The organism is Corynebacterium massiliense DSM 45435, from assembly GCF_028609805.1.
Classification (GTDB): Bacteria; Actinomycetota; Actinomycetes; order Mycobacteriales; family Mycobacteriaceae; genus Corynebacterium; species Corynebacterium massiliense.
On record NZ_CP063189.1, the window covers coordinates 102,529 to 117,633 of the forward strand.

Below are 15,105 nucleotides of genomic sequence, written 5' to 3' on the forward strand. Positions count from 1 at the left end.
ATGACCGACACGCAGTGGACCATTGGCGGAAACGAACAGGGGCTGACGCAACAGCAGCAGCTTGCCGAGCTCTGCTCCTACCTCGACGCGCACTACGAGAAAGAGCCGGCGGATAACTACTACGCCAAGCTGCCGGATCGCATCACGCACGCGTCCATGCTGCTGCTCGGCAGCGCGGTCGATCACTCGATGCCCGGGGTGGCCTACACCGAGGGCGTCGAGTCCGCCAGCGTGCCCGAGCTGAATGCAACCCGGTTCACGGGTAGCGCGGCCGGCGAGAGCACCACCTGGGTCATCTCCCTGCACCCCGGCGACGCGTGGCGGGGTGACGGCGCACCCGTGGAGATGCAGTGGCGCCCCGAGGTCGCGGCGGTGGCGAACCTGGCGGGCGTGGTCGCGCTCGACGTGGACTACTCGCTCGCACCCGATCGGCGGGAGGCGGTCCGCCGCGCCATCGCCTATGCGCGGGACGCGGGCGCGCAGACCGTCGTGCTGTGGGGATACGCCGCCGGGGCCGCCCTTGCCGTCCAGTGCGCCGCGGATAGCGATGCCCTCGTGCTCACCTTCCCTGACCTCCCCGGCGAAACCCTGCCCGACGATCTGCCGGTGTTTATCCAGGTCGCGAGCGAAGAGGATTCGTGCACCATCACAGCTAATGACGTCCGCGAGTACGTCTCCCGGCGCTTCGTCTCCACCCCGGAGGTGGCGCGCCAGCGCATCGTCGACGTTTCTAGAAAATTGGTTTCAATAGGGAACTGGCAGGAGCACCCGCGCGACTAGTACCGCGTGAAAAGTGCAACGAATAAAAATCGCGAAAAGCCCCCGGTCTTCGCCTTCTGGCGCCGCTTCCACGCGGTGGCCGGGGTCATCGTCACGCCGTTCCTGCTCGTCGCGGCCATCACGGGCTTCTTCTACGCCCTCGCCCCGACGCTCGAGCAGGCGGTGTACCACGACCAGCTGACGGCCACGTCCCACGCACCCGCGCGCCCGCTCGCCGAACAGGTGCGCGCCGCGCAGGAGGTACACCCCGACCTGGAACTGTCGGAGGTCGAGGTGTCCGACGATCCGGCCGCGACCACCCGCGTGCTGGTTGCCGATGACGCGCTGCCCAACTCCAGCTATTCCCGCGCCGTCTTCGTTGACCCCGGTGACGCCAGCGTGCGCGGCGACCTCGTCCAGTACGGCTCCGCCCGCGCGCTGCCGCTGCGCACCTGGCTATCCGAGGGACACCGCAGCCTGTGGCTCGGAAGCGCCGGCCGCTGGTACTCCGAGCTCGCGGCCTCCTGGATGGGCGCGCTCGCCATCGTGGGTACGTACCTGTGGTGCGTGCGGAAAAAGCGCGGCACCTCCCGCCGCCAAAAGGTGCTCACGTGGCACTCGCGCGCCGGGCTTATCCTCCTACCCGGCCTGCTCTTCCTCACCGTCACGGGCCTGACGTGGTCCGGGGTCGCGGGCGGGAACATCGGCACGCTGCGCGAACACCTTGACTGGATGCCGCCGCAGCCGATGAGCCAGACGCAGGCCATGAGCGCAGACCCGGTCCGTCAGGTCGACACCGTCGCGCGCGTCGCCCGGGAACAGGGGCTTACCGGTCTCATCAACCTCACCCCGCCCACAACGGACGGCGGCGCATGGACCGCCGCGGAGGCGCGGGAATCCTATAAGCCGCACATGAACGCGGTGACTGTCGATGGCGCGATCGGCCACGTCATCGACCGTGTCGACTTCGCCGACTGGCCTTTCCCCGCCAAGGTCAGTGAGTGGCTCATCAACGCCCACATGGGGTTCTTGTTCGGGATCTGGAACCAACTCGCGCTGGCGGCGGTGGCCGCCGGGCTGGGCGCCATCACCCTCGCCGGGGTGTGGATGTGGTTCCAGCGAAGAGCCACACGGCCGCGCCGCCCACTGCCCGCCGACTGGCGGCTGTGGGCGCCGCTTGCCGCCTACTCCGTCATCGCCCCGCTGTTTGGGGCGTCCTTGTTACTCTTCCTCGGCGTCGAGGCGGCGGCCCGGGCGCTTACTTCTCGCCCTCGGGCTTGATCTTCATCTCGGAGTCCTTCCACAGCCCGGACCGGGTGATGGTCTCGTGGTCGATGTCCGCCAGCGCCGGGGCCTCGCCTTCCGAGTTGGTGCGCAGCTCGTACTTCTGCACCGCGCCCCAGTCGCGCGCCCAGTCGTGGTTGAGGTACGCCGGGATTTCGTAGGAGTAGTTCACCGCCTCGGCCGTCGACATCGCACCGCCGCCCGAATAGGACTGGAAGTCGGTGAGCGCGGACTTGGCGGCGGCATCGGGAAGTACGCGGAACTCCGGAATCTCCGTTACGCCCGCGTAGTGGTCGAACGGCCGCTGGCACGGGAACTGGAAGGCGGTCGACCAGTCGAGCAGGCCCGGGGTCTCGCCGTCGAAGCGATCGTTGAGCGGCTCGAGATTGGGCACGCGGGGCGGGGTAAACGCCATCCAGTCGCGCTCGTCCAGCGAATCGTCCTCGGCCACCAGGCGCACCGCGGTAGCCTCCTCCGGGATTTCGTCCAGCGCCACGCGCAGGTTGCGCCACTCCGGGGTGGCGCCGACATCGGAAAGCTCGACGCTGCCCTTGTCGGTGGCGCGGCCCGAGTCGTCGACGGTGGCGTACTGCAGCTTCAGGTCGAGGCCCTCCTGCTCGACGCCGTTGACGTCGTGGTGGTGAATGCGGCCCGCTGCGGCGACGGACAGGACCGGTGAGTCCTCGGAGCGCTCCGGCAGGCGGTACCACTGGGTGGTCACCTTGGACGTGCCCTGCTGATCCTCGTCGTAGGACCCGAGAACCGGGACCTTGCGGTAGTCCAGGTTGAACGGCAGGTGGCGGGTGGAGCCGTTGATGCCCGCGTCGGCATCGTCACGCACGCCGTCCGTGGCGGCGGCTTCCTTCTCCGCATCCTTCGACTCGGTGCGGTCGGCCCCCTCCTTGGCGTCGGCGTCCTGCTGGTCATCCGACGTGGAGTTGGTTTCGTTGGCGGCGTCGCCCGCGTTTCCGGAATTGCCGATGGCGCCCACCGACGGCGAATCCTGGTTTTCCGGCTCGATGGACTCCGGGATGTTGTTCGGATCGAAGCCGATGAAGTCCTCGTCCTTATCCACCAGCGAATCGGCGAGATCGCCCTTGACCGGCTCGAGGAAGGCGTCGTTGGTGTTGGTCTCCACCAGCACGTCGTTGGCCATGTTGCAGGTGTTTCCGGAAAGCGCGCGGGTGTTGCCCTTGCCCACGGAGTAGGCGTCGCCCTGGGTGACGTACGCCTTGGCAAAGGTGGCCATGGAGAACACGACCATCAGCGCGCAGGCGATGGCGATGGGCGCGGACATAATGCCGGCCCAGCGCGACGACTTCTCGGTGGTCGCGCGGCGGAACTCCTCGTAGTTGCCGGAGTTGTGCGCCCGCTCGGCGCGGTAGCGGTGCACCAGCGACTGGATGGCGGCGACGAGCAAGATGACCAGCCCGATGGCCAGGATGACCGTGTTGGCCTCGATGGCCTTGAACTGCACCGTGCGGTCCCACCAGGGCACGCCGAAGGAGGAGACGTACCACCAGGCATTCCAGCCGGCGAAGGTGAACGCGAGCAGCAGGACCACCGCGGCGAGTGAGAACGTGCGAGCGCGCGCGGATCGGAGGGCGAGGCGGAAGAGCACCACCGCGCCCAGCGCGGCGACGGCGCCGGCGACACCCGCGTAGATGCCGAAGTGGTGGGTCCACTTCGTCGGGGTGAACAGCAGGAAGAACATCGACAGCGCGACGATGATGAGCATGCGGCGCGTCGGGCCCACGGCGGCGCCCGCGACGCGGTTGTTGCGCACGAACGCCAAGGTGATGAGCGCGAGGCAGAACAGCATCATGAACATCGCAAAGCGCCGCGTCATGGAGCCGTCGACGGACTGCTCGAAAAGGGTGGCGTAGCGCGCGTATTCGGAGAACCACGGCAGCGCCGGGCCGACCTCCGAGCGCACCCGGGTGGACTCCAGCACCGCGGCGAGCGTTTGATCGCCGAAGACCGCGATGAGGATGGCGGTGCCGATGACGAGGAACGGCGCGATGAGCGCCAGCCAGCCCAGCCAGCCGCCGCCGACCGAATTCACGCGCCGGGCCATGATGCGGAACAGGTGCGGCAGGCTGACTAGGAAGACGCCGACTGCGAACAGGCCCGTCGGCCCCACGCCCAGGGTGATCGTGGCCAGGAGGGTGCCCACCGCGGCGGGGAGCAGGCGCGAATTGGCGATGGCCCGCTCAAAGCTCGCCCACGTCAGCATCACGCCGAGGGCGACCAGCGGCTCCGGGCGCACGCCGTTGTTGTACGGCAGCCAGAAGGCGAGGAACATGAGAGCGGCGGTCCAGTGGGCGACGCGGCGCCCGTCGATGGCGGCGCCCAGCCGCGGCAGGATCTCGCGCGACAGGATGAACCAGACCATGAAGCCGGCGATGAGCGCGGGCAGGCGCATCCACAGCGATGCCGTGGACACCTTGGTCATCAGCGCCAGCAGGTCGTAGTACGGGGAACCGAAGGGCGATTCGGGCACGCCGTACCAGCGGAAGTAGTTGGCCATGTAGTCGGCGTGGTCGGAGACCCGCGCCATGGTCATGATGAAGCCGTCGTCGGACGTATTCGCGCCGAGGACGTGCCAGAACAGCAGGACGAGGGCGACGACGCCGTCGAGCGGGCGGATCTGCTTCCACGTTGCCGGCATGAAGCGGTTCTGCCGGCCATCCAGCTTGTCGATGCGATACAGGCAGAACAGGCTCACCAGCGTCATCGCCAAGCCCAGCCACATGGCTGCGTACTTGGCCACGGTGGGCGAGGACGTGAACCGGGAGTTGATGTCCACGCTGACGTTGAGGCCGTCGTCGGTGAGGGCCTGGACGGTGGCAGGGTCATCGTCAAGCTCTGTGTAGACGCCGGTGACCTGCGGGCGCAGATCCTCGTCGTCCACGGTCTTGGAGTGCGAGCCGGCGGTGACCTCGGTTTCGTCCTCGGTGACCGACAGCGTGATGGTGTCATCGGGCGAGAGCTTTTTCACCTCGTCCTTGGTGAGGGACAGCAGCACCTCATCCAGGGACGTGATGGACAGGCCGCCGTCCTTGTCGGCGTTGACAAAGAGGCCGCGGGTCTCGGCATTTTTGGACGTGGGCGGGACAGTCCCGTAGAGGAGCGTTTGTCCATCGCGAAGATCATCGATGGCGCTGACCGGGATGGTCGCGTCGATCTCCTCGGGCGCCACCGAAATCAGTGGGGCGTTGACCGAGTTCACTGATTCGTTCTGGGGCCAGTCGAAGGAGGATTGCACCTGCTTGACGGGCAAGAACGGCGTGGCGATGAAGAGCACAAAGCCGACGATCCCCGAAAGGATCGCCGCCCATCGCAGCCACGAGGGCGCGGTCGCGCGGGTCAGTGGACGCGAAAGGGGCTTCTTTTTCTTGGTTGCGAGACTGTCCGACACGGCGATTAGTGTACGACACCCAGCGGGTGAACTTGAACGGCCACATGCCCGGGTTGGGTGGGCGGAGTTATCTGTGGCGTTGCGTCTGTCTGTGCTGGTTTGTAACGAAACGAATACGTGTTCGAGGTGGGGGTTGACGTATCGGGTGGTGTGGGTATGGTGGGTGGTGTGTAGAACACGTTAGCGAATACTTTTCGGGGGAGGGGCCCAATGGGTCCGTATTACACGGTGTCCACACCAGGAAACGACATAGCCACAACCGCGACACAACTACGCCAGTTCGAATACTTCATGCACCGTGAGTGCTTGCCGGAACCAGACGATGATTTCGATCTGGCCTGCACCCGCCTGGCCGGGTTGACAGGAAAATCACCAACCCGGGTGGCCAATTTCTTCATGGCACTGTTCCGCTTGGATGAGTAACCTGGCCTACGGGAGGTGCACGAGCGGTTGTTCCACCTGGATTTCTCCCGACTGATCGTCATCGACCAGGTATTGTGCAAGCTCGGTACTCCAGATGAGGAAGCACTAGCGCGTATCGATGCCGCCCTAGTCAAGTACCTCACCCCAACCCGGGCGGGCCAAGTATTGCCGTCGGTGCGCAACTTACGCCGCAAACTCAACGCCTTAGTCGCTGCCGAAGATCCAGAACTTGCCGACGCAGTAAGCACAGAGGCAGAACAGGCCGCTGAGAAACGCCGGAAGCGCAAAGGCCGGTATGACTGGTCCAGCCTTCCCGGCGGGGTGGGGTGCATCAGTGTTGAATACGACACGGAGACTGCCGCCCAGATCAATGGGGTGATCCGCCGGGTTGCCGACGAGTACGGGGTCAGCGCTTCGGAAGCGTTCGCGATGTTAGTGCTGACTGATATCAACCGGGATGTGGATGTGACACTGAATGTCTTTCAGGCGGCTGATCTTTTACATGCGCCGGTGTTTATCGAAGGTACTGGCTGGACCGACGCCGAAACAGGTGCCGAGCTTGCCGGGAAAGCATCCCGGCGTAAAGACATGAACGCGGCCGCCTGGATGGAAAGCACAAACTACGTCACGCCGGACAGGTTGAAGGCGTATCTCAACGGCAGGGATGGTACCTGCCGGTATCCGGGGTGTTGCCTGCCGGCGTATCGGTGTCAGAAGGATCATTGTGTGGATTTTGCGGACGGTGGGCCGACGGCGGCGTGGAATCTGGTGAATCTGTGCCAGCATCATCACAACATCAAAACCGACAAACGCGCCCGCTACATCCTCGACCCAGCCACAGGGGATGTGGTGTGGCTATTTACCGACGGCACCTGGCGGACCACCACCGCCACTGGCCCGCTAGCACCAGAGACCTGCAACTGGCTACAAACCGTCGACCAAGCCATTGCCGCCCGCCGGGCCAACGCCCGCGAACGCGCCCTCAACACCAACCCAAAACCCGACACCCCCGACACCGAACCAACTAACTCCAACACCCACACCGACCACGACACCGAACCCGACCACGACTACGAAGAGGAACCGCCGTACTAGTTACGCACCGCCACCACAAACGGACCGACCTGCTCAACAGACCACTCGGAACCATCGAACACCATCGGATTGAAGAAAATGGCCCGATACCGGACATTCGGCTGGTTGGGGTAAATGTCCTCCGCGAGGTGCAGCTTGAAGCCGTCCTTGGCCGGCTTATCCTTATCGCCACGGAAGACCATGACGTCGGGGGAGCGCCATGGACAGTCATCGACACGCGCAGCGAAGTCGGACGCCGAGTCATCCCAGGACGCCTTCGACCACTCTTCCATCGTGTCGTTGCGGGTGTTGAACTCGCCGAGCGGATTCGCGTAGTGCGAGGTAAACGCGTTGAAACCGTAGTAAGGAGTAAACGCCATGAGCGCCTTTTCGTCGGTCATGACGACGGTATCGGCCGGATCGCGGCCCTCGTCGCGCACCAGCTTTTCGATGTCGGCGTAGTAGTGCGACGAGTCGCCCGCGAACTGGTCAGCGCGCTCGCCGTAACCGTCGGTATCGGAGTACGCGTGATCGATGGCGGTCTCGTTTTCCGCCGGGATCTGTTGCGCGTAGAACACGCCTGCCAAAAGCGCGATGGACACCACGGCGACGGACACCTTCCGGCCCAGCGCGGGGCTCCATGAGTCCGGGTACAAGTGGCGCACGCCATGGCGGCGCACCCAGTCGACGGCGAAGATGCCGGCGGTGGCGAGCATGACCACGACGAGGATTTCGAGGCGGAAACCGAGCAGGGTGGAACCGGCGAGGGTGGCCAGCATCGAGCCGATAATCCACAGGTAGATACCCGCCAGGCCCCACAGCAGCGCGTTGGTCTCCCGGTCGCGGCGCCGGGTAATGAGGTAGACGAACCCGACGAGGCAGAGCAGCCCGATGATGGACGGCGCGATAAACGGCACCGGCAGCTGCGTGCCTTCCTTGGGCAGGTAGTGCTGCGCGGTCGACTGCAGCGGCTCCGTGTGATGCAGCACCGCCCACAGGTATGGTGCCCAGCTGACCAGGGCGATGGCGATCGCGCCGATGCCGGTCACCGCCAGCTTGACGATGGGCCGCACGCTCCGTTCCTTCACCGCCCACACGAGCGCGAGGAGGCTGACCACTGCGAGGGCGATGACGGCGGTGAACAGGGTGTAGAAGCTAGCGGACGCGCCGAGGTAGATAGCCAGCCCCGCGACCGATACCCACGAGTGGGGAGTGCGCGAGTCGAAGGCGTGCGCGGCCATCACGCATGCGGCCGGCGCGCCCATGGCGATGACGGCGGAGTACGGCTCTTCGGCGGCGCCGGTGGCCAGGGTAACGGCGGTGGTCGTGAGCGCGATTCCCGTGGCGAGCGGCAGCGACCCGGTCAAGCGCTGCCAGACGGGGACGAGGACGCAGCCGGCCATCGCCAGTGACATCAGCGCCCACGGCTGATAGACCTCCCAGCCGGGGATGCCCAGCACGTTGGCCAGGCGGCCGCCGAGCCAGAACCACCCCATGGGATAGAAGGTGGGGAGATCCGCGTAGTTCATGTCCGCGTGGGAGGCGGTCTCCGTCATGCGGGTGAGGAACTGGGTGCGAAAGACCTGGTCGACCTGGACCCCGTCGAGCCACAGGCGGGTCGCGGAGAGCGGGAGACCGAGGGAGGCCAAGGTGAGTAGCGCGGGGGAGAGGTAGCTCACCATGTGAGTCAGCCACGAGTTTCGCCGCACAAGGAGCGCCCCCGTTACCGCGAGGGTGAGGATGATGCCCACGGTGGCCAACGCACGGGTGACCATAGACGTGTTAAACGCCGGGAGGGAGACCATCTTGAAGGCCTTCCACCCGGCGAGGGTGATCACCGCGGCTGCCAGCGCAACGCCGGGGATTGCCCAGAGCGTTGCGTTGCGATGTGCTGGTGAGGCGGATGCAGTGGACGAAGTCATGCCCACTAGTTTCGCATACGTTAGAACGGCAGTCGGCGGAAGATAGTCTGCGGGATGAACTTGAATCCCAGCGAGACGTACTTGAACAGCGGGTGGACGAAGATTGACTCCTTGCCGTCGAGGATGGCATCGACAGTCGCGGTGGCGACGTCGTCCACGCCGACGGTGAGTGGGGCCTCGCCGGCCTCCGCGCTCATCTTGGTGCGCACCTGGCCCGGGCGCACGACGAGCACCTTCGCACCGGAGCCGCGCAGGGCCTCATTCAGGTTGGTGTAGAAGCCGTCGACGCCGGCCTTGGACGCGCCGTACACGAAGTTGGAGCGGCGCACGCGCATGCCCGCCACCGAGCTCAGCGCGACGATGGTGCCGTGGCCCTGGTTCTTAAAGCGCTGGCCCAGCAGGACACCGAGGGAGACCGGGGCGGTGTAGTTCACCTGCGCGGACGCGACGGCCTTGTCGTGGTTTTGCCACAGCTCCTCCTGGTCGCCCAGGGTGCCGAAGGCGACGATGGCGACGTCGACATCGCCACGCGCAAAAGCCTTGTCGATGACCGCCGGGTGCGAGTCGAAGTCCGTCGCGTCGAAGTCGACGACCTCGACCTCGGCGCCGCGGGATGCGAGCTGGGCGCGGGCGCCATCGATACGCGGGGAGTCCGCGCGGGCGGCGAGGGTGACCTTGGCGGGGCCGCGGTCTAAGAACTTCTCAACGATGCCCAGTCCGATTTCGCTGGTGCCGCCGAGGAGCAGGATGTGCTGTGCTTGGCCTACTGCGTTCAGCATGTGGTGGGGTGACCTTTCTTATCTAGTGCAGTTCGAGACGGCGGGACATGTCGGAGGCGAAGACGCCGGTCGGGTCGATCTCGTTGCGCAGCTTCAGCCAGTCGCCGAGACCCGGGTACATCTGGTGGAACTTCTCGGCGGAGGTGCGCGATTCCTTGGCCAGGTACAGGCGGCCGCCGAACTCCATGACGCGGTCGTCGATCTCGTCGAGGAACTCGCCCAGGCCCGGGCGGATCGGGAAGTCGACGCAGACGTTCCAGCCCTTCATCGGGTAGGACAGCGGAGCACGGTTGCCCTCGCCGAAGAGCTTGAACACGTTGAGCGCGGAGTAGTGGCCGGAGCGCTGCATGTCCTTGATGATGTCCTTGAACGGCTCGACCGCCTCGGTGGGCACGACGAACTGGTACTGCAAAAAGCCCTTGGAGCCGTAGCCGCGGTTCCACTCGCCGATGAGATCGAGCGGCTGGTAGAACTGCGTGAGGTTCAGGATCTGGTTCCGCGCCGGCGCGCCCTTCATGTAGTAGGCCTGGCCCACCGCGGACAGGGTCAGTTTGTTCATGGTCCAGGACGGGAAGATGTCCGGCACCGTCATCAGCTGCGGGGCGTTGAACTTCAGCGGGTCCTTAGCCAGCTTCGGCGCGTGCTCCTTGAGCTGATCCAGCGTGGCCAGCGAGCCGCGCGAGATGGTGGAGCGGCCGAGCTTCGGCTCCGGGGAGATGACGTCGAACCACGCGGAAGAGTACGTGTAGTTCTTCTCCGAGCCGTCCGAGTGGGCGGCGATGGTCTCGTCCAGGTTGTTGGTGCGGTCGGTGTCCGCGATGAAGTAGGCGGTCTCCGTCTTGGTCATGCGGATGGTCGCCTGCAGGATGATGCCGGTCAGACCCATGCCACCGACGGTGGCCCAGAAGAGGTCGCCGTGCGGATCGTCGGCGGAGCCTTCGGGGCGGAGGGTGAGCACGCGGCCATCGGCAACCAGCAGCTGCATTTCGGTGACGTGGTCGCCGAAGGAGCCGGCGGAGTGGTGGTTCTTGCCGTGGATGTCCGGGCCGATGGCGCCGCCGATGGTGACCTGGCGGGTGCCCGGGAGGACCGGAACCCACAGGCCGAACGGCAGGGCCGCCTTCATGAGCTGATCCAGGGTCACGCCGCCATCCACCACGACGAGGGCGGAGTCCGGGTCGATGGAGTGGATCTTGTTGAACGGCTGCATGTCGATGACCAGGCCGCCGCCGTTCTGAGCCGGGTCACCGTAGGAGCGGCCCATGCCGCGGGCGATGACGCCGCGGCGCAGGTGCTCCGGCTTGTCGGAGTTGTCATCAGCCACCTGTGCGACGGCGGCCTTGATTTCTTCAACGTCTTGGGTCGCCAGCACATGGGCGGTCGAGGGGGCCGTGCGGCCCCAGCCGTGCAGGGACTGTGCAGAGGTGTGTAGTTCCATCACTAACTCTCCGGTCGACGAGATTCTTCGGCACTTAAGCCTACTCAGGAAACACATCAACCATAAGTTGGAAGCAGGCGTGGCGGCAGCGGAATCGCTGTGTGTTTGCTTACCCGTTTAATAGAGGTCCATGATGTCCCGAATTTCTTCCGGCAGCTCCTCCTGCGTCGTGATGGTGGGCTTGCCCGCCGCGGCGTATTCGCGCAGTATGCGGTAAACCTCGCCGCGGGAGGCGGAGTCCAGCATGGGAATCTCCTCTGCCATCAGCCGCGTCATGAAATCGTTGAGCGGGAGTTCGGTTTGTTGCGCGGCGATGAACGTCCCGTGCCGCTTGTCGTTGTCGGTGCGTTCGTCCTGGGCCGCCTGCTGGGCCGGGGTCATGTGCTCGTGCTCGCCGGAATACATGGTGGAAAGCCTATGTGGCGGAGAAAAATCGCGTTAATCGCTACCCTGGGCGCCATGTCTGACCTCGCCAATGTGACGGACCTCGATGCCGCGCGGTCGGGCGATCGCGTTGACGAGACGATGACGCTGTCCCGCATGCCGCTGACCGTCCTGGTGCAGGTGTCCAACGTGCGTGCCGATGGCGAAGTGCACCGCCACGTCGGCGTCAACGACGCGATGACCTTTGAGGAGTTGCACCGGGTCATCCAGGTGTGCTTCGACCTACGCGAAAAGGATGTGCCGTGGCACTTCTTCGAGGTCGAAGACGGGGCTCGCAGCGAGCGCATTGATCCGCAGCGCCAGGTCTCTGAAATTCTGTGGGACGAAGGCTCCGCCGTCGAGTTCCTCTGGGGCCTGTGGGAGTTCTCGGTCACCGTCACCGAAATCTATCCGCGCGATGGCGGATCGCCACAGGCACTGTGCATTGGCGGGTCGAGCGCGTTCCCCGGCTCCGAGTTCGATCTGACCACCATCAACTCCGAGCTAACCGGCCAGGACGCCATCGACGAGGCGCTCAAACTGGCCAAGGATCCGGTCTACTCCGTCATCGAGCGCTCCATGCTTTTCGATTTCGTCCCGCTCGTCCAGGCGCTCGATCTGGCCCGCGAGGTGGAGTTGGACGCGAAGGAGAAACGGGTCATCGCCACGCTCCCGCTCGAGGGAAATGACAAGGAACGCGACGCCTTCTGGAGCACCGTCCTCGCGCTGACCTGTCTGAGCGGCAAAGAGCTCACCGAGGAGATCATGGAAACGACCATGAACGCGCTGGGGTGGCGGCAGGAAAGTGGTGAGCCGTATTCCGCCGAGCAGATTCGCGCGCTGTGCGCCGCCTCGCTGGAGGAGCTCAGCAAGATCGGCGGGGTGGGCAAAAACGCGCGTCCGCCGCTGTACCGGCTGGAGATCTTCCGCGAAATACTGGGACGCCACGAACCGTGACTGCTAAATCCGTGAGGTAGGCTAACGCGACGTGGCAAAAAGCGAAGCAACTCTGAAAAAGCAGCTCGGCCGGTTCGTCGCCGTCGGGGTGTTCACTGCGCTTATCGATGCCGGCCTAACCTTCTTCCTCACCTACCTCGGCCTGCACCGCTCGGCGGCGAAGGCGATCGGGTGGGTCTTCGGCACGCTCGCTGCCTACCTGCTCAACGCGCGGTGGACGTTCGACTCCAAGGTCAGCGGCAAAACCGCCGCCGCCGTCGGTGCGCTGTACGCCTCCACGTTCGCGGTGCAGAACTTCCTGTACTGGGCCACCAACCAGCCGCTCATCAACCTCGGCTTCGAGGGGCTAACCAAGGACATCATCTCCTTCGTCATCGCCCAAGGCGTGGCCACCATCACCAACTTCGCTATCCAGCGCGCGCTGATTTTCAAAGACCGGTAAGGGGAAGGCGCGAGCATGGCAGAGACGGCGAAGGAAAAGACCACGAAGGATAAAGCCGCGAGTTTCAGCAAGTCGAACTCGCTGAAGGCGCAATCCACCAAGTTCCTCATCACCGGCGGCATCGCCGCGGTGATCGACCTGGCGCTCACGTGGGTGTTCCAGATCGCGCTGGGGATGTTCGGCGACGTCGGATCCCGCACCATCGGTTTCGCGGTGGGCACGTTCACCGCGTACCTGCTCAACCGGCGGTGGACCTTCAACGCACAGCCGTCGCTGGCGCGCTTCGCCGCCGTGGCCACGACCTACGGGCTGACCTACCTGGTCAACATCCTGATGTACCGCTGGGGCTACCACTTCCTCGACGGCAGCCTGGGCTGGGACAAAAACATCGCCCTGGCGGTCGCCTTCCTCGTCGCGCAGGGCGCGGCGACCGCCATCAACTTCCTGGTGCAGCGCTGGATCATTTTCCGGAAGAAGCGCCCGCGCTACGTTCAGAACACCGACCCTAGCTAGCCCCGCTCGCTCGGGGTGAGCGTCTGCGTGTACAGCTCGGTGCCCTTCGTGTTCATCAGGCGGACGGTCATCTCTTTTGTTGCGCCGTCGATGTCGACCTCCCCGAAGTGCTGGTACTCGTCGAATGGGCAGGAGTTCGCGTTGTCCTTGCCCGGCGCGTGCACGTAGACCACCTCGGGTCCGAAGGTGTCGTCCATGTCGTTGGGGCCGAACGCCCCGGCGTTGAGCGGGCCGGAGACGAATTCCCAGAACGGCGAGAAGTCCTGGAAGGACGCGCGGTCAGGTGAGTAGTGATGCGCGGCGGTGTAGTGCACGTCCGCGGTAAGCCACACGACGTTGGGCACGTCCTTGATGCCGCGCAGGACTTCGGCGATCTCGGTCTCGCGGGCGCCGGGGGCGCCGGGCTGGCCGTTGGCCGGGCCCTCCTTGTCGTCGCCGTCCGGCACTACGATGCCGAGCGGCAGGTCGTTGGCGATGATTTTCCAGGTGGCGGTGGAGTTATTCACGGCATCGATAAGCCACTGCTTCTGCTCCGCGCCGAGGATCTGCGAGCCGTTGTCGCCCATGTCGGAGGCGGTGCGGTTGTCGGACTTGTAGGTGCGCATGTCCAGCACGAAGATTTCCAGCAGCGGGCCGTAGGGGAGGCGGCGGTACACCCGGCCGTCTACCGCGAGTTTTTCGTCCAACGGCTGCCACTCGTGGAACGCCTGGTAACCGCGGGCGGCGAGGGTGTCCACGTCCTTTTCGGTGTACTCGTCGAGGTCCAGGATCTCGCCCGGGTACCAGTTGTTCACGGTCTCGTGGTCGTCCCACTGGATGATCTGGGCGACCTCGGAGTTGAAGCGGCGGTAGTTCTCGTCCAGCAGGTTGTACTGGTACTGGCCGCGGTACTCGTCGAGGGTTTCTGCCACCTTGTCCTTGGCGGGGTGGGTGAGGTTGTGCCACACGCGGCCATCGTCAAGCGTCACGCTCTCCTCGACGGGGCCGTCGGCGTAGCAGGTGTCGCCGGAGTGGATGAAGAGGTCTGGCTGGCGGTCGGCCATGGTGGACCAGCCGGTCATGCCGCCGATGTCCGGGTTGATGCCCCAGCCCTGGCCCACGACATCGCCCGACCAGTGCAGGCGGATGTCGCTGGCTTGGTTGGGCACGGTCTTGAAGGTGCCTACGACCGGCTCGGAGGCAAGGCCCGTATCGATGTCCTCGAGGTGAACCCGGTAGTGAACCTGCTGGCCCGGCTCCATGCCCACCAGGCGCAGGCGGCCGGTGCCGTCGGTGTCCGGGGTCAGCGGGTTCGGGCTCTTGAAGGTGCGGGAGCCGGCGAAGTCGGGATTGGTGGCGGCCTCCACGATCATGTGGGCGGGGCGGTCGGCGCGGGTCCACACCAGGGCGCCATCGGTGGAGACGTCGCCGGTGGCCACGCCGTGGGTGATCTGGGGCCGGGCGGGGAGGAGACCGCCGAAGAGGTTGGAGGAGGTGGAGGACAGGTTGGCGGATTGGACGGACTGGGCGCGGGCGACGCTGGGCACAACGAGGCTGCTGGCGCCCAGAACGCCGGCGGATTTGAGCAGGGAGCGGCGGGATATACACATAGCCGTCAACGTAGTCCCGCTGCATTACGGCACGAAGACGCGGAGTTTAATCCCGGGGAAATTCCCGTTGACTGCGGTTGG

The 15,105-nt window shown here is 65.3% G+C and carries 13 protein-coding genes; 7 read left to right on the forward strand and 6 right to left on the reverse strand.

Translation table 11 applies throughout. From position 1 onward, the window contains the following. A complete protein-coding gene (locus CMASS_RS00500) occupies positions 1-780 on the forward strand; it encodes an alpha/beta hydrolase family protein (RefSeq protein ID WP_022863184.1) in 780 nt (259 codons plus the stop codon). Positions 781-786: 6 nt separating this feature from the next. Further along, a complete protein-coding gene (locus CMASS_RS00505) occupies positions 787-2,040 on the forward strand; it encodes a PepSY-associated TM helix domain-containing protein (protein WP_022863185.1) in 1,254 nt (417 codons plus the stop codon). Here CMASS_RS00505 and CMASS_RS00510 read toward each other — a convergent pair. Further along, the gene (locus tag CMASS_RS00510; RefSeq protein WP_022863186.1) at positions 2,018-5,464 is read right to left on the reverse strand and encodes an arabinosyltransferase domain-containing protein; all 3,447 of its coding nucleotides are present in this window, start codon (positions 5,462-5,464) and stop codon (positions 2,018-2,020) included. The genes CMASS_RS00505 and CMASS_RS00510 overlap by 23 nt on opposite strands. 210 nt (positions 5,465-5,674) lie before the next feature. Here CMASS_RS00510 and CMASS_RS00515 point away from each other — a divergent pair, with 210 nt between their 5' ends. Together CMASS_RS00515 and CMASS_RS00520 are read left to right on the forward strand one after the other, a co-directional pair. Then, complete coding sequence (locus tag CMASS_RS00515; RefSeq protein WP_156831802.1) at positions 5,675-5,887, forward strand: hypothetical protein; 213 nt, start codon at positions 5,675-5,677, stop codon at positions 5,885-5,887. A gap of 15 nt (positions 5,888-5,902) precedes the next feature. Next, positions 5,903-6,982 carry an HNH endonuclease signature motif containing protein gene (locus CMASS_RS00520; RefSeq protein ID WP_051126853.1) on the forward strand — a complete coding sequence of 360 codons (1,080 nt, stop codon included), beginning with the start codon at positions 5,903-5,905 and terminating at the stop codon, positions 6,980-6,982. Here CMASS_RS00520 and CMASS_RS00525 read toward each other — a convergent pair. The 4 genes from CMASS_RS00525 to CMASS_RS00540 all read right to left on the reverse strand — a co-directional run bounded on the left by CMASS_RS00525 (position 6,979) and on the right by CMASS_RS00540 (position 11,505). Further along, on the reverse strand, positions 6,979-8,883 hold the full coding sequence (locus CMASS_RS00525) for a galactan 5-O-arabinofuranosyltransferase (protein ID WP_022863187.1): 1,905 nt from the start codon (positions 8,881-8,883) through the stop codon (positions 6,979-6,981). The two genes, CMASS_RS00520 and CMASS_RS00525, sit on opposite strands and share 4 nt — an antisense overlap. A 20-nt stretch (positions 8,884-8,903) precedes the next feature. Then, positions 8,904-9,662, reverse strand: coding sequence for a decaprenylphospho-beta-D-erythro-pentofuranosid-2-ulose 2-reductase (locus CMASS_RS00530; protein WP_022863188.1), 759 nt, complete (start codon positions 9,660-9,662; stop codon positions 8,904-8,906). 22 nt (positions 9,663-9,684) lie between these two features. Next, a complete protein-coding gene (locus CMASS_RS00535; RefSeq protein ID WP_022863189.1) occupies positions 9,685-11,100 on the reverse strand; it encodes a decaprenylphosphoryl-beta-D-ribose oxidase in 1,416 nt (471 codons plus the stop codon). A gap of 117 nt (positions 11,101-11,217) precedes the next feature. Next, positions 11,218-11,505, reverse strand: a complete 288-nt coding sequence (locus tag CMASS_RS00540) for a hypothetical protein (protein ID WP_022863190.1) — start codon at positions 11,503-11,505, stop codon at positions 11,218-11,220. A gap of 54 nt (positions 11,506-11,559) precedes the next feature. Between CMASS_RS00540 and CMASS_RS00545 the strand changes: the two genes are divergently transcribed. Genes CMASS_RS00545 through CMASS_RS00555 form a run of 3 tightly spaced genes read left to right on the forward strand, consistent with a single transcriptional unit; the run spans position 11,560 to position 13,435 of the window. Beyond that, positions 11,560-12,480: an IS1096 element passenger TnpR family protein gene (locus CMASS_RS00545; protein ID WP_022863191.1), complete on the forward strand. Its 921-nt coding sequence runs from the start codon at positions 11,560-11,562 to the stop codon at positions 12,478-12,480. A gap of 52 nt (positions 12,481-12,532) precedes the next feature. Then, positions 12,533-12,922, forward strand: coding sequence for a GtrA family protein (locus CMASS_RS00550; protein ID WP_027018704.1), 390 nt, complete (start codon positions 12,533-12,535; stop codon positions 12,920-12,922). A 15-nt stretch (positions 12,923-12,937) separates the two neighbouring features. Further along, a complete protein-coding gene (locus tag CMASS_RS00555; protein ID WP_022863193.1) occupies positions 12,938-13,435 on the forward strand; it encodes a GtrA family protein in 498 nt (165 codons plus the stop codon). On the opposite strand, the gene CMASS_RS00560 is transcribed toward CMASS_RS00555, so the two are convergent. Then, a complete protein-coding gene (locus CMASS_RS00560) occupies positions 13,432-15,024 on the reverse strand; it encodes an alkaline phosphatase D family protein (protein ID WP_022863194.1) in 1,593 nt (530 codons plus the stop codon). The genes CMASS_RS00555 and CMASS_RS00560 overlap by 4 nt on opposite strands. Positions 15,025-15,105 lie beyond the last annotated feature (81 nt).

Bases quoted from the DNA above. Each gene is read 5' to 3' on its own strand.
- CMASS_RS00515 (WP_156831802.1), top strand. From the start codon at position 5,675: ATGGGTCCGTATTACACGGTGTCCACACCAGGAAACGACATAGCCACA.
- CMASS_RS00535 (WP_022863189.1), bottom strand. From the start codon at position 11,100: ATGGAACTACACACCTCTGCACAGTCCCTGCACGGCTGGGGCCGCACG.
- CMASS_RS00560 (WP_022863194.1), bottom strand. From the start codon at position 15,024: ATGTGTATATCCCGCCGCTCCCTGCTCAAATCCGCCGGCGTTCTGGGC.
- CMASS_RS00540 (WP_022863190.1), bottom strand. From the start codon at position 11,505: ATGTATTCCGGCGAGCACGAGCACATGACCCCGGCCCAGCAGGCGGCC.
- CMASS_RS00545 (WP_022863191.1), top strand. From the start codon at position 11,560: ATGTCTGACCTCGCCAATGTGACGGACCTCGATGCCGCGCGGTCGGGC.
- CMASS_RS00555 (WP_022863193.1), top strand. From the start codon at position 12,938: ATGGCAGAGACGGCGAAGGAAAAGACCACGAAGGATAAAGCCGCGAGT.
- CMASS_RS00530 (WP_022863188.1), bottom strand. From the start codon at position 9,662: ATGCTGAACGCAGTAGGCCAAGCACAGCACATCCTGCTCCTCGGCGGC.
- CMASS_RS00525 (WP_022863187.1), bottom strand. From the start codon at position 8,883: ATGACTTCGTCCACTGCATCCGCCTCACCAGCACATCGCAACGCAACG.
- CMASS_RS00500 (WP_022863184.1), top strand. From the start codon at position 1: ATGACCGACACGCAGTGGACCATTGGCGGAAACGAACAGGGGCTGACG.